This window comes from Escherichia sp. WS1368 (assembly GCF_046487485.1).
Classification (GTDB): domain Bacteria; phylum Pseudomonadota; class Gammaproteobacteria; order Enterobacterales; family Enterobacteriaceae; genus Escherichia; species Escherichia coli.
The window spans coordinates 97600-121762 of sequence record NZ_JBJQJI010000007.1; the positions used below are offsets into that span (position 1 = coordinate 97600).

Annotated in this window: 22 protein-coding genes; 9 read left to right on the forward strand and 13 right to left on the reverse strand. The window is 50.4% G+C overall.

What is annotated here, in order from left to right; all coding sequences use genetic code 11:
* Nucleotide 1: 1 nt before the first annotated feature.
* Nucleotides 2-808: a peptide ABC transporter ATP-binding protein SapF gene (gene sapF / locus ACJHYD_RS14680; RefSeq protein ID WP_000573407.1), complete on the forward strand. Its 807-nt coding sequence runs from the start codon at nt 2-4 to the stop codon at nt 806-808.
* 48 nt (nt 809-856) lie between these two features.
* Here the strand turns inward: sapF and ACJHYD_RS14685 are convergent, their stop codons facing one another.
* The 5 genes from ACJHYD_RS14685 to ACJHYD_RS14705 form a co-directional block, all read right to left on the reverse strand.
* Entirely contained in the window at nt 857-2020 is a 1164-nt protein-coding gene (locus ACJHYD_RS14685; RefSeq protein ID WP_001551021.1) for a multidrug effflux MFS transporter, read from the reverse strand.
* A gap of 8 nt (nt 2021-2028) precedes the next feature.
* Entirely contained in the window at nt 2029-3402 is a 1374-nt protein-coding gene (locus tag ACJHYD_RS14690; protein WP_001551020.1) for an efflux transporter outer membrane subunit, read from the reverse strand.
* A gap of 3 nt (nt 3403-3405) precedes the next feature.
* The gene (locus tag ACJHYD_RS14695; RefSeq protein WP_001551019.1) at nt 3406-6513 is read right to left on the reverse strand and encodes an efflux RND transporter permease subunit; all 3108 of its coding nucleotides are present in this window, start codon (nt 6511-6513) and stop codon (nt 3406-3408) included.
* A complete protein-coding gene (locus ACJHYD_RS14700; protein WP_069903788.1) occupies nt 6513-7634 on the reverse strand; it encodes an efflux RND transporter periplasmic adaptor subunit in 1122 nt (373 codons plus the stop codon). Before ACJHYD_RS14700 ends, ACJHYD_RS14695 begins: the two co-directional genes overlap by 1 nt.
* Before the next feature lie 148 nt (nt 7635-7782).
* Nucleotides 7783-8349 (reverse strand): TetR/AcrR family transcriptional regulator, encoded by a 567-nt coding sequence (locus ACJHYD_RS14705; protein WP_000202113.1) that lies wholly within the window; start codon nt 8347-8349, stop codon nt 7783-7785.
* Nucleotides 8350-8826: 477 nt separating this feature from the next.
* Here ACJHYD_RS14705 and fabI point away from each other — a divergent pair, with 477 nt between their 5' ends.
* From fabI to rnb, 3 genes are all read left to right on the forward strand, one after another.
* Nucleotides 8827-9615 carry an enoyl-ACP reductase FabI gene (fabI, locus tag ACJHYD_RS14710; protein WP_000506485.1) on the forward strand — a complete coding sequence of 263 codons (789 nt, stop codon included), beginning with the start codon at nt 8827-8829 and terminating at the stop codon, nt 9613-9615.
* Between the two features lie 143 nt (nt 9616-9758).
* Nucleotides 9759-10886 carry a carboxymuconolactone decarboxylase family protein gene (locus ACJHYD_RS14715; RefSeq protein WP_001551017.1) on the forward strand — a complete coding sequence of 376 codons (1128 nt, stop codon included), beginning with the start codon at nt 9759-9761 and terminating at the stop codon, nt 10884-10886.
* Nucleotides 10887-10953: 67 nt separating this feature from the next.
* Nucleotides 10954-12888 carry an exoribonuclease II gene (rnb, locus tag ACJHYD_RS14720; protein WP_001551016.1) on the forward strand — a complete coding sequence of 645 codons (1935 nt, stop codon included), beginning with the start codon at nt 10954-10956 and terminating at the stop codon, nt 12886-12888.
* Nucleotides 12889-12964: 76 nt separating this feature from the next.
* Here the strand turns inward: rnb and ACJHYD_RS14725 are convergent, their stop codons facing one another.
* The gene (locus ACJHYD_RS14725) at nt 12965-13069 is read right to left on the reverse strand and encodes a hypothetical protein (protein WP_000221855.1); all 105 of its coding nucleotides are present in this window, start codon (nt 13067-13069) and stop codon (nt 12965-12967) included.
* A gap of 53 nt (nt 13070-13122) precedes the next feature.
* Here ACJHYD_RS14725 and pdeR point away from each other — a divergent pair, with 53 nt between their 5' ends.
* Nucleotides 13123-15108: a cyclic di-GMP phosphodiesterase gene (gene pdeR, locus ACJHYD_RS14730; protein ID WP_000859966.1), complete on the forward strand. Its 1986-nt coding sequence runs from the start codon at nt 13123-13125 to the stop codon at nt 15106-15108.
* On the opposite strand, the gene ymiD is transcribed toward pdeR, so the two are convergent.
* The gene (gene ymiD / locus ACJHYD_RS14735) at nt 15090-15218 is read right to left on the reverse strand and encodes a protein YmiD (protein WP_023143869.1); all 129 of its coding nucleotides are present in this window, start codon (nt 15216-15218) and stop codon (nt 15090-15092) included. The genes pdeR and ymiD overlap by 19 nt on opposite strands.
* Nucleotides 15219-15254: 36 nt before the next feature.
* On the opposite strand from ymiD, the gene yciZ reads away from it, so the two are divergent.
* From yciZ to osmB, 3 genes are all read left to right on the forward strand, one after another.
* Nucleotides 15255-15428, forward strand: coding sequence for a protein YciZ (gene yciZ, locus ACJHYD_RS14740; protein ID WP_001288368.1), 174 nt, complete (start codon nt 15255-15257; stop codon nt 15426-15428).
* An 89-nt stretch (nt 15429-15517) separates the two neighbouring features.
* Nucleotides 15518-16267: a DNA-binding transcriptional regulator YciT gene (locus ACJHYD_RS14745; protein ID WP_001088621.1), complete on the forward strand. Its 750-nt coding sequence runs from the start codon at nt 15518-15520 to the stop codon at nt 16265-16267.
* Between the two features lie 268 nt (nt 16268-16535).
* Complete coding sequence (gene osmB, locus ACJHYD_RS14750) at nt 16536-16754, forward strand: osmotically-inducible lipoprotein OsmB (RefSeq protein ID WP_000498253.1); 219 nt, start codon at nt 16536-16538, stop codon at nt 16752-16754.
* A gap of 125 nt (nt 16755-16879) precedes the next feature.
* Here osmB and yciH read toward each other — a convergent pair whose 3' ends face one another.
* From yciH to pgpB, 5 genes are all read right to left on the reverse strand, one after another.
* Nucleotides 16880-17206, reverse strand: a complete 327-nt coding sequence (gene yciH / locus ACJHYD_RS14755) for a stress response translation initiation inhibitor YciH (RefSeq protein WP_001295580.1) — start codon at nt 17204-17206, stop codon at nt 16880-16882.
* The gene (pyrF, locus tag ACJHYD_RS14760) at nt 17206-17943 is read right to left on the reverse strand and encodes an orotidine-5'-phosphate decarboxylase (RefSeq protein ID WP_023063656.1); all 738 of its coding nucleotides are present in this window, start codon (nt 17941-17943) and stop codon (nt 17206-17208) included. The genes yciH and pyrF overlap by 1 nt, the downstream gene beginning before the upstream one ends.
* A gap of 191 nt (nt 17944-18134) precedes the next feature.
* On the reverse strand, nt 18135-19304 hold the full coding sequence (gene lapB, locus ACJHYD_RS14765; protein WP_001551013.1) for a lipopolysaccharide assembly protein LapB: 1170 nt from the start codon (nt 19302-19304) through the stop codon (nt 18135-18137).
* A gap of 6 nt (nt 19305-19310) precedes the next feature.
* Nucleotides 19311-19619, reverse strand: coding sequence for a lipopolysaccharide assembly protein LapA (gene lapA, locus ACJHYD_RS14770; RefSeq protein ID WP_000876284.1), 309 nt, complete (start codon nt 19617-19619; stop codon nt 19311-19313).
* Between the two features lie 148 nt (nt 19620-19767).
* Nucleotides 19768-20532 (reverse strand): phosphatidylglycerophosphatase B, encoded by a 765-nt coding sequence (gene pgpB / locus ACJHYD_RS14775; RefSeq protein ID WP_001551012.1) that lies wholly within the window; start codon nt 20530-20532, stop codon nt 19768-19770.
* Nucleotides 20533-20701: 169 nt separating this feature from the next.
* Between pgpB and ribA the strand changes: the two genes are divergently transcribed.
* Nucleotides 20702-21292 carry a GTP cyclohydrolase II gene (ribA, locus tag ACJHYD_RS14780; RefSeq protein ID WP_001176295.1) on the forward strand — a complete coding sequence of 197 codons (591 nt, stop codon included), beginning with the start codon at nt 20702-20704 and terminating at the stop codon, nt 21290-21292.
* Nucleotides 21293-21355: 63 nt separating this feature from the next.
* Here the strand turns inward: ribA and acnA are convergent, their stop codons facing one another.
* Complete coding sequence (gene acnA / locus ACJHYD_RS14785) at nt 21356-24031, reverse strand: aconitate hydratase AcnA (RefSeq protein ID WP_001551011.1); 2676 nt, start codon at nt 24029-24031, stop codon at nt 21356-21358.
* Nucleotides 24032-24163 lie beyond the last annotated feature (132 nt).

The window sequence follows — 24163 nt, forward strand, 5'->3', positions numbered from 1 at the left end:
GATGATCGAAACGCTGCTTGAAGTGCGTAATTTAAGTAAAACGTTCCGCTACCGGACCGGTTGGTTTCGTCGTCAGACCGTAGAAGCGGTAAAACCCTTGAGCTTTACGCTACGTGAAGGCCAGACACTGGCGATTATTGGCGAGAATGGTTCGGGTAAATCCACGCTGGCAAAAATGCTGGCGGGAATGATAGAACCTACCAGCGGCGAGTTATTGATTGACGATCATCCGCTGCATTTTGGCGATTATTCCTTCCGCAGTCAGCGTATTCGCATGATTTTTCAGGATCCTTCGACCTCGTTGAATCCCCGTCAACGTATCTCGCAAATCCTGGATTTTCCACTGCGTCTGAACACCGACCTGGAACCGGAACAGCGTCGCAAACAGATTATTGAAACGATGCGTATGGTTGGGCTGCTACCGGATCACGTCAGTTACTATCCGCATATGTTGGCACCCGGGCAAAAACAGCGTCTGGGGCTGGCGCGCGCGCTGATATTGCGCCCAAAAGTCATTATTGCCGATGAAGCCCTCGCCTCACTGGATATGTCGATGCGTTCGCAGTTGATTAATCTGATGCTTGAGTTACAGGAAAAACAGGGCATTTCGTATATTTATGTTACCCAGCATATCGGAATGATGAAGCACATTAGCGACCAGGTGCTGGTGATGCATCAGGGCGAGGTTGTCGAGCGAGGCAGCACCGCCGATGTGCTGGCATCGCCGCTGCATGAACTCACCAAACGGCTGATCGCCGGTCATTTTGGCGAGGCATTGACGGCGGATGCGTGGCGTAAGGACCGTTAGTGTTCTGCACCTCATCCTGACAGGGCCCCCCTCAGGATGAGGTGTTCATTACTTTTGATTGTCGATTCTGGTGAGAGCAACCAGCAATGCCAGCGTATAACACACCGTAATTGCCAGACTCATTTTTAACAGTGTTTCTCCGCCAAACCCCGACAATGGCGCGGCTATACCGCCGAAGACAAACATGCTCATCCCCATCAACGCAGACGCCGTTCCAGATTCCTGCGTCCCTACTCCACTCATAGCCTCTGCCCCGCCAACAGTGCCGATGCCGCTACAAAATGCAATAGTGAAAAATAATGCCACCAGTGCCGGAATGGGCAATTGTGTCCATGCGCATAAGACCGTGAGCAATGCACACAAAATTGCCGCTATCAGGCCACCTCGCAACAATGTCATCGCGTTAATCCGTCGCGCCAGGCGCGAGAAGATCCATGAAGCAATGATAAGTCCGATGCCGTTAAGGCCAAACACCAGGCTAAATTGCATTGGACTAAAGCCAAATTCCTTCTGCAACACGAACGACGAAGAGCCGATATATGCAAACAAACCGGCCAGCATAAAACTTTGAATCAGGCAAAAGCGCATAAAACGGCGGTTCTGCACCACGCTTCGTCCGGTTAATAGCAATGATGAGCCCCTTTTATTTTCTGGCAAGGTCTCATTAATAAATAACAGGCAGCCCAGCAACAGTACGGTGCTAATTTCAGCCATTACCCAGAATAAAGTGCGCCAGTCAAAAGTGCTGACAATGTACCCGCCCAGCACTGGCGACAACACCGGTGCCAGGCCATTCACCGTCATTAACAGCGCAAAAAACTGGGTCAACGTTACTCCCTGATATTTGTCACGAGCAATAGAACGAGAGAGCACCGAACCACCCGCCCCCGCGATCCCTTGAATAAAACGCCAGACCACCAGCCAGTAAATATTGTTCGTTGTCGCGCACAAAATGGAAGAAACAATAAACAATAGCAACGACAAGATTAACGGACGTTTACGCCCTATTTTGTCGCTCAGAGGGCCAAATAACAGTTGTCCGACGCCAAGACCGATCAGCGATGCGGTCAGGGTTAATTGCGTTATGGTCGTGGTTGCCGCCAGTTGCTCAGACATCTCCGGCAAAGCCGGCAAATAAAGATCGGTACACATCGGGCCGATACCGGCTAAAAGACCAAGAATCAATGCCCATGAAAGAGAGACTCTAGCCATATTATTCCTTACTTGAGTGATGACATGCCGCCGCCCAGCGACTGCCAGAGCGTGATTCGGTTTGTAAAATCAGTCAGTTGTAGTGCCAGCAGCGCCTGCTGTGCGCTCCACAAGCTGCGCTGCGCCGTCAACACGGTCAGGTAATCACCAACACCCGCCTGATAGCGACGCAAGCCAACATCGACCGTTTGTTGCTCAGCTTTAACATACTGGCGCTGTGCATCCAGTTGCTCTTCAAGCGTGGTCCGCCGCGCCAGTGCGTTAGCGACATCTTTAAATGCGCTCTGAACGGTTTTTTCATAGGTGGCAATGAGTCCACGCTTTTGTGCTTCTGCGTAACGAAGCTGCGCCAGATTACTTCCGCCAGTGAACAGCGGTAATGTGACCGATGGCGTAAATGACCAGATCTGCATTCCGTGGCTGAACAACGACGACAATGCTTCACTGCCAACACCAGCGCTGGCAGTCAGCGAAATCGTCGGAAAAAAGTTAGCCCGCGCCGCGCCAATATCGGCATTGGCGCTCTTCAAATTATGTTCCGCTTCCTGGATATCCGGGCGACGCAGCAGAACGTCAGATGACACTCCCGCAGGAACCAGACTTATCATCTGTTCCGGCAGGCTTTCCAGTGTTCCCGGTAGCAAATTTTCCTCAAGCGTTGTACCTGCCAGTAAGTTCAGCGCATTTTTATCCTGCATCACGTGTGTCTGATAGCTGGCAACGCTGGCGCGCGCTTGCTGATAAACACTCATCGCCTCACTGACATCTGTCGCTGCCGCCGTGCCAACCTGTTGCTGGCGCTGGATAATTTTCAATGAGTTTTCTGCACTGGCCATCGTTTCTTTTGCCAGGGCCAGGTTGCTGTTATCAGCCGCCAGTGTCAGCCAGGCGGTGCTGATTTCAGCAATCAGCGTTAAACGAGTGTTCTGGGCTGTAAATTCACTGGCAAGCCAGGTTTCCCGCGCCGCCCGAGATAAACTCTGATTACGACCAAACAGATCTAACGTAAAACTGGACACCGTGCCGTCAGCCTCGGCAGTGGTTTCCGTACCATTCGCCAGCGAACGACTGCGGGTTGAACTTAAGGCCGCATTCACCGTCGGGAATAACGACGCATTAGTTTGCCCATAGAGCGCCCGTGCTGAGTCAATATCAGCAATCGCTTTTTGCACATCGCGGTTACTGTTCAGTGCAATAGTCACCACCTGCTGCAATCGGGGATCGTGGATCACCTGCTGCCAGTCATGGCTGATTGCCTTTCCCTGGCCCTGTGCTCCCGGCAAGGTCGCCGGGATTGGGGATTCAGGCGTGCTGTAGTGGGGCTCGAGCGAGACACATCCCGCACTCAACAGCACCAGAAAAATAAGAGAACGACGCAACATAACTTACTCCTGACGGCGCGGTTTACCGGCAAACAAACGTTTCACCAGTACAAAAAACAGAGGAACAAAGAAAATAGCCAGCAACGTAGCGGTCAGCGTACCGCCAATAATGCCCGTACCAATGGCGATGCGGCTGTTCGCCCCTGCGCCGGTTGCTATCGCCAGCGGCATTACCCCCGCAATAAACGCCAGCGAGGTCATGATGATTGGGCGTAAACGAGTCTGCGCCGCGCGTAATGCCGCACGACTCAAGGAATAGCCCTCTGCAACCGCCGCTTCAGCAAATTCCACAATCAGAATGGCGTTTTTCGACGACAAGCCGATAGTGGTTAATAGCGCCACCTGGAAGTAAACATCGTTGTTTAAATCACGCATCCAGGCCGCCAGCGCCGCGCCAAGAAGCCCCAGAGGGATCACCAGAATGACCGAGAACGGGACTGACCAGCTTTCGTACAGTGCTGCAAGGCAGAGGAAAACCACCAGAATAGAAACTGCATACAGACTCAATGCCTGACCGCTGGCCAGTTTCTCCTGCAATGACAAACCACTCCAGGCCCAGGTTGTTCCCGCAGGAAGACTGTTTGCCAGTTCCTCCATTTTTGTCATTGCATCGCCGGAACTAAAGCCAGTCGCATTTTCCCCCTGAATTTCATAGGCTGCAGAACCGTTGTAGCGCACCAGTCTTTCCGGTCCATACAGCCAGCGGGTGGTTGCAAAAGCAGAGAATGGTGTCATGGCGTTATCGCTACCGCGCACAAACCATTTACCTAAGTCTGACGGCGTGGAACGAAATTCACTGTCGCCCTGAATGTAGACTTTTTTCACACGACCACGGTCAATAAAGTCATTCACATAAGTACCGCCCCACGCACTGGACAGGGTGTCGGTGACATCATTCAAACTCAACCCTAATGACACCGCTTTATTACTATCAATATCTACCTGCAATTGCGGCATTTGTGGCAAATCATTGGCACGCACAGAATGTAACTCCGGACTTTGATTCGCTTTTTCTATCAACTGATTACGCATTTGCAGTAGTGTTTCGCGATCGGTTCCACCGTTAGCTAACAATTCAAACGTAAAACCATTGCTTTGCCCCAGCCCATCAACGGCTGGCGGCGTCATCGCAAATACCGTGGCATCACGAATTGTGCCCAGCTCTTTGGTTGCCCGTAGGGCGATAGCCTGGGCGGTGTTTTCTGCCCCTTTACGTTGAGACCAGTTTTTCAACGAAACAAACGCCATCCCGGTGTTCTGTCCGCTGCCGCTAAAACTGAAACCATCAACGGTAAAAATGACATCGGTATTTGCTTTCTCATTAATCAGGAACCAGTCAACAATCTGGCGATTCACTTCTGCTGTACGGGCAGCGGTCGCCCCGGCCGGCAGCGTGTACTGCACCATGATTTCGCCCTGGTCTTCAGTGGGTAAGAAACTGCCCGGCAGTTTCCACATCATCAGGGCCATTCCACCACCCAGTACGACATAAAGCCCCATCGTTCGAGCAGCACGGCGCAGGACATAAATTACGCCTCGCTGATATTTATCTTCAGTACGGCGGTAAAAGCGGTTAAATGCGCCGAAAAAGCCTTTTTTATGTGGCGGAACATGCTGGAGGACGGAACCGCACAGGGCGGGAGTCAAGGTCAATGCCACTACCACGGAAAGCAGCATTGCGGAGATAATGGTTATCGAAAACTGACGATAAATTACCCCCGTAGATCCCCCAAAGAAGGCCATAGGCAGGAATACGGCTGACAACACCAGCGCAATGGCAACCAGTGCGCCAGAAATCTCGCCCATTGATTTTTCCGTGGCTTCACGCGCGGGCAACCCTTCGTCACGCATAATACGTTCGACGTTCTCCACCACCACAATGGCATCGTCCACCAGCAAGCCGATCGCCAGCACCATTGCAAACAACGTCAGGGTATTAATCGAATAGCCAAACAACGCAAGAACGCCGAATGTGCCCAGCAAAACGACGGGGACAGCTAACGCCGGAATCAGTGTGGCACGCAGGTTTTGCAGGAATAAATACATCACGCAAACCACCAATACGATGGCTTCAAACAGCGTCTGAATTACGTCCTCTACAGAGATTTTAATAAATTCAGTGCTGTCTTTCGGGTATGCGATGTCGTATCCCTGCGGCATGTTCCGCTGGAATTCGGCAATCTTATCCTTGACCAGCGTCGCCGTATTCAGCGCATTCGCACCGGGCGAAAGCATTACAGCAACCCCGGCAGACGGGTGACCGTTAAGTTTGCCGATAGCGGTATAATCTTCACTGCCCATCTCAACGCGAGCCACATCTTTTATACGAACAACTGCGCCGTCTGACTGGCTTTTCACGATAATATTTTTGAACTGATCCACCGTCTGCAAGCGAGACTGCGCACGTACCGTTGCGGTCAGTTGCTGAGTATTCGGTGAAGGCAATGCCCCTATTTTCCCGGCAGTAACCTGCACGTTTTGCGCTTCAATAGCACTTTGCACGTCTGAAGGCATTAGCGAGTAAGACGCCAGTTTGGCCGGGTCAAGCCAGATGCGCATAGCGTATTCCGCGCCAAAGACTTGCAGACTCCCCACACCTTCAACACGCGCCAGCGGATCCTGAACGTTACTAACCAACCAGTCGGCGATATCCGAACTGGAGGCTTTGTCAGTGGTGTCATACACGGCAGCAATCAGCAAAAAGTTGCTTTGTGATTTCTCCACCGTAACACCCGTTTGCTGCACTTCGCTGGGTAGACGCGACTCCGCCTGCTGAATTTTATTCTGCACCTGAACCTGTGCAGTATCTGGATCGGTACCTTGTTCAAAGGTCACATTAATACTGACCGAACCATCAGAGCTGCTGGTTGAGCTGAAATAGAGTAAATTATCAAGCCCAGTGAGTTGTTGCTCGATAACCTGAGTCACGCTGTTCTCCAGCGTTTCGGCAGAAGCACCAGTATAAGTGGCTGAAATTTTAATGGTCGGTGGCGCAACGTCAGGATATTGCGCGACGGGCAATGTGCGAATAGCCAGAATCCCCGCCAACATAATCAAAATGGCGATAACCCAGGCAAAGACCGGGCGGCGAACAAAAAAGCGCGAAAACATCAGGCGTTGCCTCCATTAGCCTGAACTTCAACAGCCTTGACGGTCTGCCCTGAAGTGACTTTGGCAGAACCTTCAACAATCAGTCGGTCGCCGTTGTGCAGGCCGTTCAGCACCAGCCATTTATCACCATACGTTTCTCCCGTTTCGAGCGTTCGCTGCTCTACTTTATTGTCTTTATTCACCACCAGCGCAGTTGCATTGCCTTTAGCATCGCGCGTGACGCCCTGTTGCGGCGCGAGAATAGCGTCTTCCATCACGCCTTCATCGACACGAGCGCGAACAAACATTCCCGGTAATAACTGCTGTTGTGGATTGGGGAAAATCGCCCGTAATGTCACCGAACCGGTAGACTCATCTACAGCGACTTCGGTGAGTTCCAGACGCCCTTTTTCGCTGTAGGTTGTGCCATCTTCCAGAATAAGTGAGACGCTCATGGTGTCACTGTTGGTCGCCAGTGACTGTTTACGCAGACGTAATAAATCGACACTGGAGCGAGTGAGGTCGACATACATTGTATCCAGACCACGAACAGTCGTTAACGCTGTATCTTGCGACGCGGTCACCAGTGCGCCAGGGGTTACCGACGAAATGCCAATGCGCCCTGAAATCGGTGCGGTTACCGTGGTCCAGTCAAGATTAATGCGCGCAGTTTCCAGTGCGGCTTTTTTCGCCTCTACACTGGCTTTATCTTGTGCACAGATAGACTGAGCATCATCAGCATCCTGTTGTGAAACACCGTTCTCTTTCACCAGTCGGGCATAACGCTGCGCTTTCTGGCAATCGGCTTTTACCAGTGCCTGTGCTTGTTGTAATGCTGCCCGAGCTTCATTCCATGCAGCCTGATAACTGGCCGCATCAATCTGGTAGAGCGGCTGTCCAGCCTTGACCAGATCACCTTCCTTAAATAAGCGTTTCTGGATAATTCCCCCAACCTGCGGACGTACTTCAGCACTGAGCGCAGCACTGGTGCGTCCGGTTAATTCACTGACTACCGAAACCGGTTGAGATTTGACTGTAACAACGCCGACTTCTGTTTCTGACGGGGATGAATTGTTACTTTGCGTATTATCACAACCCGATAAGAGCAGCATTGCCACTACAGATGTTGCTATATACTTCATTATTTTCTCCAGGGTGAGAAATACCCTCCTCATTAAAATTAATGAGGATATGTCAGGGATATTCAGTTATAACGAACCCGCATCGCGAAATGAATTTCGCAATGAAATAAGGGGGATTAATATCCCCCGCTATTGGTTAATTCTGTTCTTATTTATTTATCAACATACTAACAATATCCTGATATATTTCCTGCAGATGTTGTGGATCGCTTTTTTGCGGTGTTAAACGACGATAAACCGTACCTTCCATCATGGTAGCAAACACTTCAACGCAGCAACGAATGTGCTCGTCGCTAAGATGGGGATGCATTCTTTTCATATGTGCACAACCGTTAGCGAACATTCTGGCGTCAGCTTCTTCAAGCATTGCCATAACCCGCGGGTTGCGTGTGGCTTCTGCAGCCACTTCCAGCATCAGCGCGTCGTCGTCCTCATTTAAGGATTTACGCAAGGCAAGGACTTCCGGGAAGTGATCGGTACGCGCGTCAATGTCCATTTGGGCAATACGAAAGTCGATGATACGGCGAACCATCTCTTCAATAATGGCATCTTTGTTGGCGAAGTAACGATATATCTGACCCACGCTAAGCTGAGCTTCGCTGGCAATTTGCGACATACTGGCGGCATGAAACCCGCAGCGACGAAAACACCGACGGGCGGCGTTAATGATTTCATCCTGACGCTGTTTGTGGCGTATCTCCAGTTTGCTGGTCATTTCTGTCTCCTGGCCTATCACTTGGTGAGAATGATCGTTCTCATTTTTGCTGATTATACGTTTCTCCAAAGTAATGGAAAGTATTTTTATCTTATTCATGGTGCATATTCTGATAATGAAGAGATTGTGGAGATTCTGTGAAGATAGTTGACAATATTAAGTTGGGGTCAATTCATCAGAAAGGCTGCTACTTGTTGTCGCCAGTTCTGTTTTCATCATCAAACTTATCGGAGCTAATACGAATAGTTTCAGAGTCAGATTCTATAAGATATTCCCCCAACCTACCCCTTGCAGGCGTCAAGAGTAGATAACGCAAAATGCTCTGTACCTCAGCTTCTCTCCGGTACAGAAAGCGCAACTATAGCCACCCACAGCCAGGTTGATTATAATAACCGTTTATCTGTTCGTACTGTTTACTAAAACGACGAATCGCCTGATTTTCAGGCACAACAAGCATCAACAATAAGGATTAAAGCTATGGGTTTTCTTTCCGGTAAGCGCATTCTGGTAACCGGTGTTGCCAGCAAACTGTCCATCGCCTACGGTATCGCTCAGGCGATGCACCGCGAAGGAGCTGAACTGGCATTCACCTACCAGAACGACAAACTGAAAGGCCGCGTAGAAGAATTTGCCGCTCAATTGGGTTCTGACATCGTTCTGCAGTGCGATGTTGCAGAAGATGCCAGCATCGACACCATGTTCGCTGAACTGGCGAAAGTTTGGCCGAAATTTGACGGTTTCGTACACTCTATTGGTTTTGCACCTGGCGATCAACTGGATGGTGACTATGTTAATGCCGTTACCCGTGAAGGCTTCAAAATTGCCCACGACATCAGCTCCTACAGCTTCGTTGCAATGGCAAAAGCTTGCCGCTCCATGCTGAATCCGGGTTCTGCCCTGCTGACCCTTTCCTACCTTGGCGCTGAGCGCGCTATCCCGAACTACAACGTTATGGGTCTGGCAAAAGCGTCTCTGGAAGCAAACGTGCGCTATATGGCGAACGCGATGGGTCCGGAAGGTGTGCGTGTTAACGCCATCTCTGCGGGTCCGATCCGTACTCTGGCGGCTTCCGGTATCAAAGACTTCCGCAAAATGCTGGCTCATTGCGAAGCCGTTACCCCGATTCGCCGTACCGTTACCATTGAAGATGTGGGTAACTCTGCGGCATTCCTGTGCTCCGATCTCTCTGCCGGTATCTCCGGTGAAGTGGTCCACGTTGACGGCGGTTTCAGCATCGCTGCAATGAACGAACTCGAACTGAAATAATCGTTCTGTTGGTCAAGACGGGCGGCGTTCTGCCGCCCGTTATCTCTGTTATACCTTTCTGATATTTGTTATCGCCGATCCGTCTTTCTCCCCTTCCCGCCTTGCGTCAGGATAACGATTTCCTTTACGACCAAGGAGCGCCCATGGAACAACGCCACATCACCGGCAAAAGCCACTGGTATCATGAAACGCAATCCAGTACTGCGGAATATGACGTTCTGCCTCTGGTCCCGGAAGCCGCAAAGGTCAGCGATCCCTTTCTGCTCGACGTGATCCTTGATGAAGAAACGCTGGCCCCCTTCCTTTCATGGCTGGTCCCTGCGCGCGTTCTTGCAGTGGAGTTGTTCCCTGACCCGCTTACCGTGACCCGTTCACAGACCTTCACCGCTTATGAACGCTTGTCGACGGCCCTGACGGTTGCTCAGGTTTGCGGCGTCCAACGGTTATGTAACTACTATTCGGCGCGACTTACGCCGCTCCCCGGGCCTGATTCCTCCAGGGAAAGTAATCATCGGTTGGCACAAATCACGCAATATGCCCGCCAACTGGCTAGCTCGCCTTCTATTATCGACAACCGATCGCGCCAGCATCTGAATGACGTCGGTCTTACTGTCTGGGACTGTGTGATCATTAATCAAATCATTGGTTTTATTGGCTTTCAGGCGCGGACCATTGCGACATTTCAGGCTTATCTCGGGCATCCGGTACGCTGGTTACCCGGTCTGGAGATACAAAACTATGCCGACGCGTCACTGTTTGCTGATGAATCAATACGCTGGCGAAGCAGCTATGAGGTGGAAAAACTACCTGAAGAGTACACAAAAAGTTCAACTACAGAACTTTGCCAACTGGCCGAAACACTCTCTCTCCACCCTATTTCACTTTCCCTTCTCGAAAAGTTGTTAAACAGCACACGGGTTAATACACAGCCGGATAATCAGCTTGCGGCGTTGATATGCGCGCGGATAAATGGCAGTCCTGCTTGTTTTGCCGCCTGTATGGATTCATCAAATGAATATAAAAAAATCAGCCCCCTTCTGCGCAAGGGCGAAAATGAAATTAACCAATGGGCTGACCGTCATTCTGTTGAGCGCGCTACCGTTCAGGCGATACAATGGCTGACCCGAGCACCCGATCGCTTTAGCGCCGCCCAGTTCAGCCCTTTACTCGAACACGAAAAATCATCAACGCAGATTATTAATCTGCTGGTATGGAGCGGGCTGTGTGGCTGGATAAATCGCTTAAAAATCGCGTTGGGTGAGACATATTAACCTTGCCGCGTCAGACAGATTCGCGTAAAACTGTCAGCCGCTCTAATGGCCACCAAAATAGACAATTATGTTTCAGGACAACCCGCTGCTAGCGCAGCTTAAACAGCAACTGCATTCCCAGACGCCACGCGCTGAAGGGGTGGTAAAAGCCACAGAAAAAGGCTTTGGCTTCCTGGAAGTCGACGCGCAAAAAAGTTATTTCATTCCGCCGCCGCAGATGAAAAAAGTCATGCATGGCGACCGAATTATCGCGGTTATCCACAGTGAAAAAGAACGTGAATCCGCAGAGCCAGAAGAACTGGTTGAACCGTTCCTGACTCGTTTCGTGGGTAAAGTTCAGGGCAAAAATGACCGTCTGGCCATCGTTCCTGATCATCCACTCTTAAAAGACGCCATTCCTTGCCGCGCAGCCCGTGGCCTGAACCACGAGTTTAAAGAAGGCGACTGGGCAGTTGCCGAAATGCGCCGCCATCCGCTGAAAGGCGATCGTTCTTTCTATGCTGAACTGACACAATACATCACTTTTGGTGACGACCACTTTGTACCGTGGTGGGTTACCCTTGCGCGCCATAATCTGGAAAAAGAAGCACCAGACGGCGTCGCTACCGAAATGCTCGATGAAGGTCTGGTTCGTGAAGATCTGACCGCGCTGGATTTTGTCACCATCGACAGTGCCAGCACAGAAGATATGGATGACGCCCTTTTCGCTAAGGCGTTGCCGGATGGCAAACTTCAGCTGATTGTGGCGATTGCCGATCCAACCGCGTGGATTGCTGAAGGCAGCAAGCTGGACAAAGCCGCGAAAATTCGCGCATTCACCAACTATCTGCCTGGCTTCAACATCCCTATGCTGCCTCGCGAGCTTTCTGACGATCTCTGCTCACTGCGCGCCAATGAAGTCCGCCCGGTACTGGCATGCCGCATGACGCTCTCCGCTGATGGCACCATTGAAGATAATATCGAATTCTTTGCTGCCACCATCGAATCCAAAGCGAAGCTGGTGTATGACCTGGTTTCTGACTGGCTGGAAAATACCGGTGACTGGAAGCCTGAAAGTGAAGCAATTGCCGAACAAGTCCGTTTGTTAGCGCAAATTTGCCAACGCCGCGGCGAGTGGCGTCATAACCACGCACTGGTATTTAAAGATCGCCCGGATTACCGCTTTATTCTCGGTGAAAAAGGTGAAGTGCTGGATATCGTCGCCGAGCCTCGTCGCATTGCCAATCGTATCGTCGAAGAAGCGATGATTGCCGCTAACATTTGTGCGGCCCGCGTACTGCGCGATAAGCTCGGTTTTGGCATCTATAACGTGCATATGGGCTTTGATCCGGCGAATGCCGACGCGCTGGCAGCGTTGCTGAAAACCCACGGTCTGCATATCGATGCCGAAGAAGTGCTCACGCTGGACGGTTTCTGCAAACTGCGTCGTGAACTGGATGCGCAACCAACTGGTTTCCTCGACAGCCGCATTCGTCGCTTCCAGTCATTTGCTGAAATTAGCACTGAACCCGGTCCTCACTTTGGCCTCGGTCTGGAGGCATACGCCACCTGGACTTCGCCGATCCGTAAATATGGCGACATGATCAACCACCGTCTGCTGAAAGCGGTTATCAAAGGCGAAACTGCGACGCGTCCGCAGGATGAAATCACTGTCCAAATGGCCGAGCGTCGCCGTCTCAACCGAATGGCAGAACGTGATGTTGGCGACTGGTTATACGCACGCTTCCTGAAAGACAAAGCCGGGACCGACACCCGTTTCGCGGCGGAAATTGTCGATATCAGCCGTGGCGGCATGCGTGTGCGTTTGGTTGATAACGGCGCTATTGCCTTTATTCCGGCACCTTTCTTACACGCTGTGCGCGATGAACTGGTTTGCAGCCAGGAAAACGGCACTGTACAAATTAAAGGTGAAACGGCTTACAAAGTGACTGACGTTATTGACGTCACCATTGCCGAAGTCCGCATGGAAACCCGCAGCATTATTGCGCGCCCGGTCGCGTAATCTCCTTTCACGGCCCATTCCTCATGAATGGGCCGTTTATTTCCCCGCTCCACCTTCGTCATATCCCGGCAGATTTTTAACTGACTTTCGTTTGAAAACTGGCGTTTTTCCAAAACTGGATTACAAATAAATATATAAAAAAAACAATGCGTTTAGCCGCCGTTAATTTCATGTAAGTCATGTTGTTCCTTTTATTTAACCGCGGACTCCGCTGTTAACCGGAGGATATGCATCATGAAAACCGTTAGGGAGTCCACAACGTTGTACAACTTTCTCGGATCGCACAATCCATACTGGCGGTTAACGGAAAGCAGCGATGTTTTGCGCTTTTCTACCACCGAAACCACAGAACCTGAACGTACGTTGCAGTTATCTGCCGAACAGGCTGCTCGCATCAGGGAAATGACAGTCATCACTTCCAGTCTGATGATGAGTCTGACCGTCGATGAAAGCGATCTTTCTGTGCATCTGGTAGGACGAAAAATCAATAAACGGGAATGGGCTGGCAACGCGTCGGCATGGCATGACACACCGGCGGTTGCTCGTGATTTATCACACGGGCTTTCCTTTGCTGAGCAGGTAGTTTCTGAAGCACATTCCGCAATAGTGATTCTCGACAGTCGGGGGAATATCCAGCGCTTCAATCGGTTATGTGAAGATTACACAGGGTTGAAAGAACACGACGTCATTGGGCAAAGCGTGTTTAAACTGTTTATGAGCCGTCGTGAAGCTGCGGCATCCAGGCGCAATAACCGTGTATTTTTTCGAAGCGGCAATGCATATGAAGTCGAACTGTGGATACCAACACGTAAAGGCCAGCGGCTGTTTCTGTTTCGCAATAAATTTGTCCACAGCGGCAGTGGCAAAAACGAGATTTTTTTAATCTGTTCCGGCACCGACATTACCGAAGAGCGCCGCGCTCAGGAGCGACTGCGCATTCTGGCAAATACCGACAGTATCACCGGACTGCCGAATCGTAACGCAATGCAGGAGTTAATCGATCACGCTATTAATCAGGCAGATAACAATAAAGTTGGGGTTGTGTATCTTGATTTGGATAATTTTAAAAAGGTCAACGACGCCTATGGGCATTTGTTTGGTGACCAGCTATTACGCGACGTGTCATTGGCCATTTTAAGCTGTCTGGAGCATGACCAGGTTTTGGCGCGTCCAGGTGGCGATGAGTTTCTGGTACTGGCATCCAATACCTCACAAAGCGCGCTGGAAGCAATGGCATCACGAATTTTGACTCGCTTACGACTCCCCTTCCGCATTGGTTTAATTGAAGTTTATACCAGCTGTTCAGTGGGTATTTCACTCTCTCCCGAACATGGTTCGGACAGCGCGGCTATTATTCGTCACGCCGACACAGCAATGTACACAGCGAAGGAAGGCGGACGAGGACAATTTTGCGTTTTTACTCCAGAAATGAATCAGCGGGTATTTGAATATCTCTGGCTGGATACCAACTTGCGTAAAGCACTGGAAAACGATCAGTTGGTTATTCACTATCAACCGAAAATCACCTGGCGTGGCGAAGTGCGCAGTCTGGAAGCTCTAGTACGTTGGCAGTCACCTGAACGTGGGTTGATTCCACCGTTGGACTTCATTTCCTACGCCGAAGAGTCAGGGCTCATTGTGCCTTTAGGCCGTTGGGTGATTCTCGATGTCGTACGCCAGGTGGCAAAGTGGCGGGATAAAGGTATTAACCTGCGAGTGGCGGTAAACATTTCTGCACGTCAGCTCGCCGATCAAACCATTTTCACCGCCCTGAAACAGGTTCTCCAGGAACTCAATTTTGAATACTGCCCTATTGATGTTGAACTGACGGAGAGCTGCCTGATTGAGAATGATGAACTGGCACTTTCTGTTATTCAACAATTTAGCCAACTAGGTGCGCAAGTGCATCTGGACGATTTTGGTACCGGCTACTCTTCACTTTCGCAACTGGCGCGCTTTCCGATCGATGCGATTAAACTTGACCAGGTTTTTGTTCGAGATATTCACAAACAACCTGTATCGCAGTCGCTAGTCCGGGCGATCGTCGCTGTGGCCCAGGCATTGAATCTTCAGGTGATCGCTGAAGGTGTGGAGAGTAAAAAGGAAGATGCTTTTTTAACCAAGAACGGGATCAATGAGCGGCAAGGATTTTTGTTTGCCAAACCGATGCCCGCCGTCGCCTTCGAACGTTGGTATAAACGCTATCTGAAGCGCGCATAAGTAGATGAATATATATACTTAGCGATATATTCCGTCATTATATATCGTATTACTGGATGATAATTAGCCGTTGCTGTTAAACACTTCTCTTTTAGCGGCAATTTTTGCATTATTCCTTTTCCACTTTTGCTATAAGGATGTCCTTGATGTCTGAATTTGATGCCCAGCGCGTTGCCGAACGTATTGATATTGTGTTAGATATCCTTGTGGCAGGCGATTACCACTCTGCGATCCATAATCTCGAGATACTTAAAGCAGAACTCTTGCGCCAGGTTGCTGAATCTACGCCAGACATCCCGAAGGCACCGTGGGAGATTTAACAATCGTGCCTTCAGGTTTTCCTATTTGAGGATGCCCGGCGCGTCAGTATTTTTTTATTTAGTATTATAACGTTATAAGAATTACAGCGATGAATTCCCGACAACAAACAATTCTACAGATGGTCATTGACCAGGGTCAGGTTAGCGTAACCGATCTGGCAAAAGCCACTGGAGTTTCTGAAGTTACCATTCGCCAGGATCTCAACACCCTCGAAAAACTGAGTTACCTCCGCCGTGCACATGGCTTTGCAGTATCGCTTGATAGTGATGACGTCGAAACTCGTATGATGAGCAACTATACGCTGAAGCGTGAACTCGCCGAGTTTGCCGCGTCACTGGTTCAACCGGGCGAAACCATCTTTATCGAAAATGGCAGCAGCAATGCCCTGCTCGCCCGGACTCTGGGCGAGCAGAAGAAAAATGTCACTATCATCACGGTCAGCAGCTACATCGCGCATTTGCTGAAAGACGCGCCTTGTGAAGTTATTTTGCTCGGTGGCGTGTACCAGAAAAAAAGCGAAAGTATGGTTGGTCCTTTGACACGCCAGTGCATCCAACAGGTGCATTTCAGCAAAGCATTTATTGGTATTGATGGCTGGCAACCTGAAACTGGGTTTACCGGTCGCGATATGATGCGTACCGATGTGGTCAATGCCGTGCTGGAAAAAGAGTGCGAAGCGATAGTCCTGACTGACAGCTCGAAATTTGGTGCTGTACATTCATACTCCATCGGCCCCGTTGAGCGATTCAATCGCGTGATTACCGATTCGAAAATACGCGCCAGCGATCTGATGCATCTTGAGCACAGTAAACTCACCGTTCACGTCGTTGACATTTAACCATTTCCCTTCTCTACGGATGATTTGCTGTTTTGCAAATCATCCGCTCTAAGATGATTCCTGGTTGATAATTAAGACTATTTACCTGTTATTAACACTCTCAAGATATAAAATTATTATCAGCGATATAACAGGAAGTCATTATCACCTGCGTGATATAACCCTGCGCGCGAGCGGATTTCACGGAATAATTTCACCAGGCTTATTCTTAGCTATTATAGTTATAGTGAGCTTACTTCCGTGAATCATAAATTCAGGAGAGAGTATTATGTTTGTAACGAGCAAAAAAATGACCGCGGCTGTTCTGGCAATTACCCTGGCAATGTCTCTGAGTGCCTGTTCTAACTGGTCTAAACGAGACCGTAACACCGCAATTGGCGCGGGTGCAGGTGCATTAGGCGGTGCAGTACTGACCGATGGCAGTACGCTGGGTACATTAGGTGGTGCTGCCGTCGGTGGTGTTATTGGTCACCAGGTCGGTAAATAATCGTAAATAAATGTCGATTATCGACTCGCAATTATAATACGCTTGATTCTGTTCAGTACGAAATAACTGAATAATACACACAGTAAAATATTCGAAAGCCACGGATATATCCGTGGCTTTTTATGTTAACCGCCTGCGAGTTTTACCTTCATCCCTTTCGCTTCAAGTAGTGATTTTAATAAATCACGCTTATCGCCCTGGATTTCAATAACTCCATCTTTAACTGCTCCGCCGCAGCCGCATTTTTTCTTCAGTTCCGCTGCAAGTTTTGTCAGTTCGGCATCATCGAGATCGACACCGGTAATCAAGCAAACGCCCTTACCTTTACGTCCACTGGTCTGACGCTGAATACGCACCACACCGTCGCCTTTAGGGCGTACAGGGGCCGCTTTTGGCTCATCAATACGTCCGGTTTCCGTTGAGTAGACCAGACGGCTGTTGGAATCACTCATCATGCACTCCGCTGTAAAGAGGCGTTGATCGCTTTCAGCGTCTGCGCTGGATCTACCGATTGCGTTATCGGGCGACCAATCACCATATAATCAACACCAGCCGCCGACGCCTGTTCTGGCGTCATAATGCGGCGCTGGTCACCAGCTTCACTCCCCTGCGGACGAATGCCCGGCGTAACCAGTTTGAACTCCTGACCAAATACCTGTTTAAAGCGCGCAGCTTCCTGAGCAGAACACACCACACCATCAAGGCCACATTTTTGCGTCAGTGCTGCCAGACGTTCTGCATAATCTGCAGGTGACAGTGTCACGCCAAGATCGGCCAGGTCGCTGGCTTCCATGCTGGTCAATACTGTCACAGCAATCAAAAGCGGTGCATCTTTGCCAAACGGCACCAGTGCCTCACGCGCTGCGGTCATCATACGCGCCCCACCGGAGGCATGAACATTCACCATCCACACGCCTAAGTCAGCTGCAGCAGCGACAGCGTGCGCTGCAGTGTTGGGAATATCGTGAAATTTCAGGTCGAGGAAGATATCAAAACCCCGTTGTTGAAGTTCGCGTACAAATTGAGGTCCAAACAGCGTAAACATCTCTTTGCCGACTTTCAGACGACAATCGCGTGGGTCGATCTTGTCGACAAAGGCCAGCGCGTCATCACGATTATGATAATCAAGGGCAACAACCACAGGAGAATTCGTAACAGCGCGGGAAGAAGATGAAGCAGTTAACGTCATGACCAGACCTTCTTGATGATGGGCACCGGAAGTGGCGCGAAACAGGTAAACGGCGAGCATTCTACCCGTGGAAATAAAAAATTAACAGTTGCGATTTCTCCCCTGGCAGGCTTTTCTGCGCCTGAGTTACCGGAGCACAATGGAACATCAACAATTAGTATGTTGTAACTAAAGTCGGATTTTTTTAAAAATTACAGGCCATCAAGACCGCGAATCGGTTTAATGGTTGACCAGGCCCGACAAGACGGACAATGCCAGTAGAGAGCGTATGCGGTAAAACCACATTTCTGGCAGCGATAACGAGGCTTACTACGCACCTTCTCGCCAACCATGTCACGCAGCACCATCAGACTCTCTTTGGCACGCCCTTCTTCCGCTTCATTTAAGTGGTAATCCATAAGCTTATGGAACACACGCATGGTCGGATGACGCTGAAGCTGACGCGTAATATAGACCTGTGCGGCCTCACTACCGTCGCGCGCTTCGATGATGTCCGCAAGCATCAGTTCAGCATCGGCACCGGTGTTCTCTTCCACCGCGCGCTGCAGGAACTCTGCCCATTCGGCAGTTTTACCCAACTGCTGGTAGCAGGTTTGCAGCATTTCCAGCGTTTCGCTGACCAGTTCTCTGTCCTGGGATATCACGCGTTGCAGACTTTCGACGGCTTTGGCGTATTCTCCTTTCGCCATAAATACGCGTCCCATCATGATGGATACGCGGGCGCTGTTTTTATCTGCCGCCGCACCTTTTTTTAACAAGGCCATGGCACGATCGAGATCGTCGCTGGCCATATGCTGCAGGGCTAACTCACAGTAGAAATGGGCAATTTCGACGCGCTGTTTATCTTTACCCAGCTTCACCAGGCGTTCGGCAACATCAATTGCTTTCTGCCACTCGCTGGTAGCCTGGTAGATTTGTAGCAACTGTTGCAGCGCGCCAATGCGGAAGTCAGTTTCATCGGTCAGCTGATTGAACATGTCTTCCGCGCGGTCGTATAACCCGGCGGCCATGTAATCACGCCCCAGTTGTTGAATCGCCAACAGACGCTGTTCATAGGTCAGCGAGGCGCTTTCCATTAGGGTCTGATGGATGCGAATAGCGCGATCAACTTCGCCACGCGAACGGAACAGGTTTCCGAGCGTAAGGTGGGCTTCAACGGTACCCGTATCCTCTTTAAGCATATCGAGAAACAGGTCTACCGCTTTATCCTGTTGATTACTAAGCAGAAAGTTAACCCCCGCTACGTAATCACGCGACAAGCGGTTGGCTTCATCTTGCTTGTTTTGTTGCGCACTTCTGCGGCCCATATACCAGCCATAGGCAGCGGCTACAGGCAAAAGCAGAAACAACAACTCCAGCATAGAAAGTTATTCCTTCGCCGCTGACGAATGCGGCGCTACAGCCACGTCAGTCGCGGGTGAAAGCTGGTTTTCCAGTCGCTTTATTTTACGTTCAGCGCGCGCCAGGGAAACACGAACTCGCAGCCAGAACAGACCGCAAATCAGCCAACCGATAGCAAACCCCGCAGCAAACAATACCGCCAGCAATGTGGAAATACGGTACTCCCCTTGCGCTAACAGATAATTAAACGTCACCTGTTGATCGTTCTGCGCACCTAACGTGACCGAAATCACGAAGATCGCTAACACCAGTAAGAAAATGAGTAAATATTTCACATTACTTCCCGTTATGTGGTTAGAGCGAATAAATTATGGTCAACTTACCGCAATAGCCCTTTAAAGTACCATTTTCGCGCCGTCTGCGAAATGGCATCCACGCGCATTGTTGATGATTTAAGGGCTAAATTCGGAAAATCAACCAGCGTTAACTTTCTTGTTCTCGTTGTGCAATTTCGCGATTTTCTTCCACAGGTGGTGTTAATGGCCCACAAATTCGTTGCGCAAGCCACGTTGCCACCGCCACCAGCGCCCACGAAATCAACGTAGCTACCACCAGATCGCGTGGCCAATGCATCCCGAGCAGCAGGCGGCTTCCCATGACTCCCGTTGCCCAGACCAACAAGATAGCAATGGTTAACGTTCGACGACGCGGCCACAGCAAACCAACGGCCAGCAGAGCCCAACTGGCAGCAAACATCGTGTGACCGGAAGGAAAGGCAAACCCCGTCTCTTTTTGCCAGTGTGAACGCAAATATTGTGGGATATTTTTCTCTTCAGCCAACTGTTCTTTCACTAGATTTCCGCGTTCTGCTCGCTTTAAAGTGTAGAACTCATCAACCGGAATATGATGTATTTTTTCCAGCCAGATAACAAAAGGTCGTGGTTCCTGGACTTTGTCTTTGATCCAGGATTTAACTCCTTGTCCCACAAGGATTGCCGCCGCCAGAATGGCAAATAACATAATGGCAGCCTTAATGCGAAAACGCAGACACCAGAGAAACCAGCCGAATAAAATCAAATGTGTAATGACGCCCCAGGGCTGGGTGACAGTTTCAGTAACCCAAAAAGCCGCTTTTAGTAGCCAACTTTGTTCTCCAGGTTGCCAACGCCAGCCAGAAATCCATACGGCTACTGGCATAACAAGCAATAGTGCAGCTCCCACTGCGGTACGTCTGGCAATCGAACGCATGGCCTCTCCTTTTTGATAAGTCCCACAATCATAACTGAAAATGCCAGTTCCAGGAAAAATTGACAGATTTGTGCCATTCCGTGAACGATCGACGCGTCGTGATTAGGTGAACCCCTTCTCGTTATGGCAAAATAAGCCAATACAGAACCAGCATTATCTGGAGAATTTCATGCAGCTTAAACGTGTGGCAGAAGCCAAACTGCCAACCCCATGGGGCGATTTCCTGATGGTGGGATTTGAAGAACTGGCAACCGGACACGATCATGTCGCGCTAGTCTATGGCGATATTTCCGGGCATACCCCGGTACTTGCGCGCGTCCATTCCGAATGTCTGACCGGTGACGCCCTGTTCAGCTTGCGCTGCGATTGTGGCTTCCAGCTCGAAGCGGCACTGACGCAAATTGCCGAAGAAGGCCGTGGTATTTTGCTGTATCACCGTCAGGAAGGTCGTAACATTGGTCTGCTGAATAAAATCCGCGCTTATGCACTGCAGGATCAAGGTTACGATACCGTAGAGGCTAACCACCAGTTAGGCTTCGCCGCTGATGAGCGCGACTTCACTCTTTGCGCTGATATGTTCAAACTCCTTGGCGTCAATGAAGTCCGCTTGTTAACCAATAACCCGAAAAAAGTCGAAATTCTGACCGAAGCAGGGATTAATATTGTTGAACGCGTACCGTTGATTGTAGGTCGTAACCCCAATAACGAACATTATCTCGATACCAAAGCCGAGAAAATGGGTCATTTGCTGAACAAATAACCCTCTTGCATTGTGTAATTCATTTGCTTGCCGGAAGCAAAATAACCGGCAAGCAAATACTCGTTACTTCAACATATTACGAATGACATAATGCAAAATGCCGTCGTTCTGGTAGTAGGTCAACTCCGTCGCGGTGTCGATACGACAACGGCAGGGTACGACTTCCTGGCTACCATCCGCGCGCGTAAACGTCACCGGAACCGTCGCGCCGGGTTGTAGACTTTGCAGATCGACAATATCAATCTTCTCTTCCCCGATTAGCCCTAACGTTTTACGCGTCACGCCTTGCGGAAATTCTAGCGGCAGGATGCCCATGCCAATTAAATTCGAACGGTGAATTCGTTCAAACGATTCGGCAATCACCACACGAATTCCAAGCAGACGAGGACCTTTTGCCGCCCAGTCACGGCTGGAGCCTGATCCATACTCTTTCCCGGCAATCACCGCCAGCGGCGTTTGCTCCTGCTTATAGCGCATCGCGGCATCATAAATAGAGATGACCTCGCTGTCAGGTAAATGCCGCGTCATCCCCCCTTCAACGCCAGGCACCATTTCATTACGGATGCGAATATTGGCGAAGGTGCCGCGCATCATCACTTCATGGTTACCACGCCGCGAACCGTAGGAGTTAAAGTCTTTTCGCTCAACACCCCGGCCTTGTAGATATCGACCCGCTGGGCTGTCGGGCTTAATACTGCCCGCCGGAGAGATATGGTCAGTGGTGACTGAATCCCCAAGCATTGCGAGGATCCGCGCACCGTGAATATCTTCCACAGGTGCTGGTGTTGCCTGCATTTCATCAAAGAAAGGCGATAAGCGAATATAGGTTGAATCCTCCTGCCAACCGTAGGTATCGGATCGTGCGACGTTAATTTCCTTCCACTCTGCTATGCCTTCAAAAACTTCTGCGTACTCTTTACGGAACATTTCTGTGGAGACTTGTTCTACCGCACGGGCAATTTCTTGTGCCGATGGCCAGATATCTTTCAGATATACCGGATCGCCTTTGCGATCGTGACCAATAGGCTCAGATGCGAGGTTGATATTCATATTTCCCGCCAGCGCATAGGCAACCACCAGCGGCGGCGAGGCCAGCCAGTTGGTTTTAACCAGCGGATGGATACGGCCTTCAAAGTTACGGTTGCCGGACAGCACTGCACCGACGGTTAAATCGCCTTTTTTGATTGCCGTTTCGATAGGATCGGGCAGCGGCCCAGAGTTACCAATACAGGTGGTACAACCATATCCCACAAGGTTAAACCCCAGTTCGTCGAGATACGGTGTCAATTTCGCTTTTGCCAGATAGTCAGAAACAACTTTCGAGCCTGGTGCCAGCGACGCTTTGACCCACGGTTGCCGCTTGAGGCCCAGAGTTACGGCTTTTTTCGCCAGCAAGCCTGCGGCCATCAGCACACTTGGGTTAGAGGTATTGGTGCACGACGTTATCGCTGCAATGACCACAGCGCCATCAGGTAACTGATACTGATGTCCGTTCATAACATAATCGACCGGCTGGCGATCTTTATGCGTGGCATTTACTTCCAGTTCGTTACTGGCGGCAAATGCTTTTGGTACATCGGGCAGTGCAACGCGATCCTGTGGGCGTTTTGGCCCTGCCAGGCTCGCTTCAACGTCATTCATATCCAGTTCTAACGTACTGGTAAAAATCGGTTCATCGCCCGGGTTACGCCACATGCCCTGCGCTTTGGCGTATTTTTCGACCAACTCGACCTGATCTTCACTGCGCCCGCTTAAACGCATGTAATCGAGGGTGACAGCATCGATTGGGAAGAAGCCACAGGTGGCACCATATTCTGGCGACATATTGGCAATGGTGGCGCGATCCGCCAACGGTAGTGAATCCAGACCATCACCATAAAATTCGACGAATTTCCCCACCACGCCATGTTTGCGCAGCATTTGGGTAACGGTGAGAACCAGGTCTGTGGCGGTAATACCTTCACGTAATTTTCCGGTGAGTTTAAAGCCCACTACGTCCGGGATAAGCATGGAAACCGGCTGACCTAACATTGCGGCTTCTGCTTCGATCCCCCCCACGCCCCACCCCAGCACGCCAAGGCCGTTGATCATGGTGGTGTGCGAGTCAGTACCAACGAGTGTATCCGGATAAGCAATCCATTCACCGTCCTGCAATTCGCTCCACACTGCTTTGCCGAGATATTCGAGGTTAACCTGATGGCAAATGCCTGTGCCTGGCGGCACGACGCTAAAACGACTGAACGCCTGCTTTCCCCATTTCAGGAACACATAACGTTCGTGGTTGCGCTCCATTTCCAGGCGCACGTTTTCTTCAAATGCCTCATCATCACCAAAACGATCGACGGTCACCGAGTGGTCAATGACCAGGTCGACCGGTGAGAGCGGGTTAACCTTTGCAGTATCGCCGCCGAGGCGTTTAACCGCTTCGCGCATTGCCGCCAGATCAACAACGGCAGGTACGCCGGTAAAGTCCTGCATCAGCACCCTTGCCGGGCGGTAGGCAATTTCACGGTCAGCATGGGCATTTTTCAGCCATCCCGCCAGCGCGTAGATATCCTCTTCGGTAACCGAGTTACCATCCTGCCAGCGCAGCAGGTTTTCGAGCAAAACTTTGAGTGACTTAGGCAAACGGGTGATATCGCCCAGTGATTTGGCAGCAAGCGGCAGGCTGTAGTAGTGGTAAGTTTTATCTTTGGCCTGCAACGTGTCCTTACTGGCTTCTCGTAGGGTTGACGACATAGCTCCTCCTTAATGACAGGGTTGCGAAGCCCTGATTCTCTTCAGGGTGAATATTAAAGATAACACAAACATCGCGTAACGATTTGATAACAACCCAAATTGATAAAAGAGGAGAAAGCTTGTGGCAAAACA

Excerpts from the sequence above, each read along its gene's own strand:
- ACJHYD_RS14690 (WP_001551020.1), bottom strand. The coding sequence starts at position 3,402 with ATGTTGCGTCGTTCTCTTATTTTTCTGGTGCTGTTGAGTGCGGGATGT.
- rnb (WP_001551016.1), top strand. The coding sequence starts at position 10,954 with ATGTTTCAGGACAACCCGCTGCTAGCGCAGCTTAAACAGCAACTGCAT.
- ymiD (WP_023143869.1), bottom strand. The coding sequence starts at position 15,218 with ATGCAAAAATTGCCGCTAAAAGAGAAGTGTTTAACAGCAACGGCTAAT.
- lapB (WP_001551013.1), bottom strand. The coding sequence starts at position 19,304 with ATGCTGGAGTTGTTGTTTCTGCTTTTGCCTGTAGCCGCTGCCTATGGC.
- ACJHYD_RS14745 (WP_001088621.1), top strand. The coding sequence starts at position 15,518 with ATGAATTCCCGACAACAAACAATTCTACAGATGGTCATTGACCAGGGT.
- ACJHYD_RS14715 (WP_001551017.1), top strand. The coding sequence starts at position 9,759 with ATGGAACAACGCCACATCACCGGCAAAAGCCACTGGTATCATGAAACG.
- pgpB (WP_001551012.1), bottom strand. The coding sequence starts at position 20,532 with ATGCGTTCGATTGCCAGACGTACCGCAGTGGGAGCTGCACTATTGCTT.
- yciZ (WP_001288368.1), top strand. The coding sequence starts at position 15,255 with ATGTCTGAATTTGATGCCCAGCGCGTTGCCGAACGTATTGATATTGTG.
- yciH (WP_001295580.1), bottom strand. The coding sequence starts at position 17,206 with ATGAGTGATTCCAACAGCCGTCTGGTCTACTCAACGGAAACCGGACGT.
- ACJHYD_RS14705 (WP_000202113.1), bottom strand. The coding sequence starts at position 8,349 with ATGACCAGCAAACTGGAGATACGCCACAAACAGCGTCAGGATGAAATC.
- ribA (WP_001176295.1), top strand. The coding sequence starts at position 20,702 with ATGCAGCTTAAACGTGTGGCAGAAGCCAAACTGCCAACCCCATGGGGC.
- pdeR (WP_000859966.1), top strand. The coding sequence starts at position 13,123 with ATGAAAACCGTTAGGGAGTCCACAACGTTGTACAACTTTCTCGGATCG.
- ACJHYD_RS14725 (WP_000221855.1), bottom strand. The coding sequence starts at position 13,069 with ATGACTTACATGAAATTAACGGCGGCTAAACGCATTGTTTTTTTTATA.
- ACJHYD_RS14685 (WP_001551021.1), bottom strand. The coding sequence starts at position 2,020 with ATGGCTAGAGTCTCTCTTTCATGGGCATTGATTCTTGGTCTTTTAGCC.
- pyrF (WP_023063656.1), bottom strand. The coding sequence starts at position 17,943 with ATGACGTTAACTGCTTCATCTTCTTCCCGCGCTGTTACGAATTCTCCT.
- ACJHYD_RS14695 (WP_001551019.1), bottom strand. The coding sequence starts at position 6,513 with ATGTTTTCGCGCTTTTTTGTTCGCCGCCCGGTCTTTGCCTGGGTTATC.
- fabI (WP_000506485.1), top strand. The coding sequence starts at position 8,827 with ATGGGTTTTCTTTCCGGTAAGCGCATTCTGGTAACCGGTGTTGCCAGC.
- ACJHYD_RS14700 (WP_069903788.1), bottom strand. The coding sequence starts at position 7,634 with ATGAAGTATATAGCAACATCTGTAGTGGCAATGCTGCTCTTATCGGGT.
- sapF (WP_000573407.1), top strand. The coding sequence starts at position 2 with ATGATCGAAACGCTGCTTGAAGTGCGTAATTTAAGTAAAACGTTCCGC.
- osmB (WP_000498253.1), top strand. The coding sequence starts at position 16,536 with ATGTTTGTAACGAGCAAAAAAATGACCGCGGCTGTTCTGGCAATTACC.
- acnA (WP_001551011.1), bottom strand. The coding sequence starts at position 24,031 with ATGTCGTCAACCCTACGAGAAGCCAGTAAGGACACGTTGCAGGCCAAA.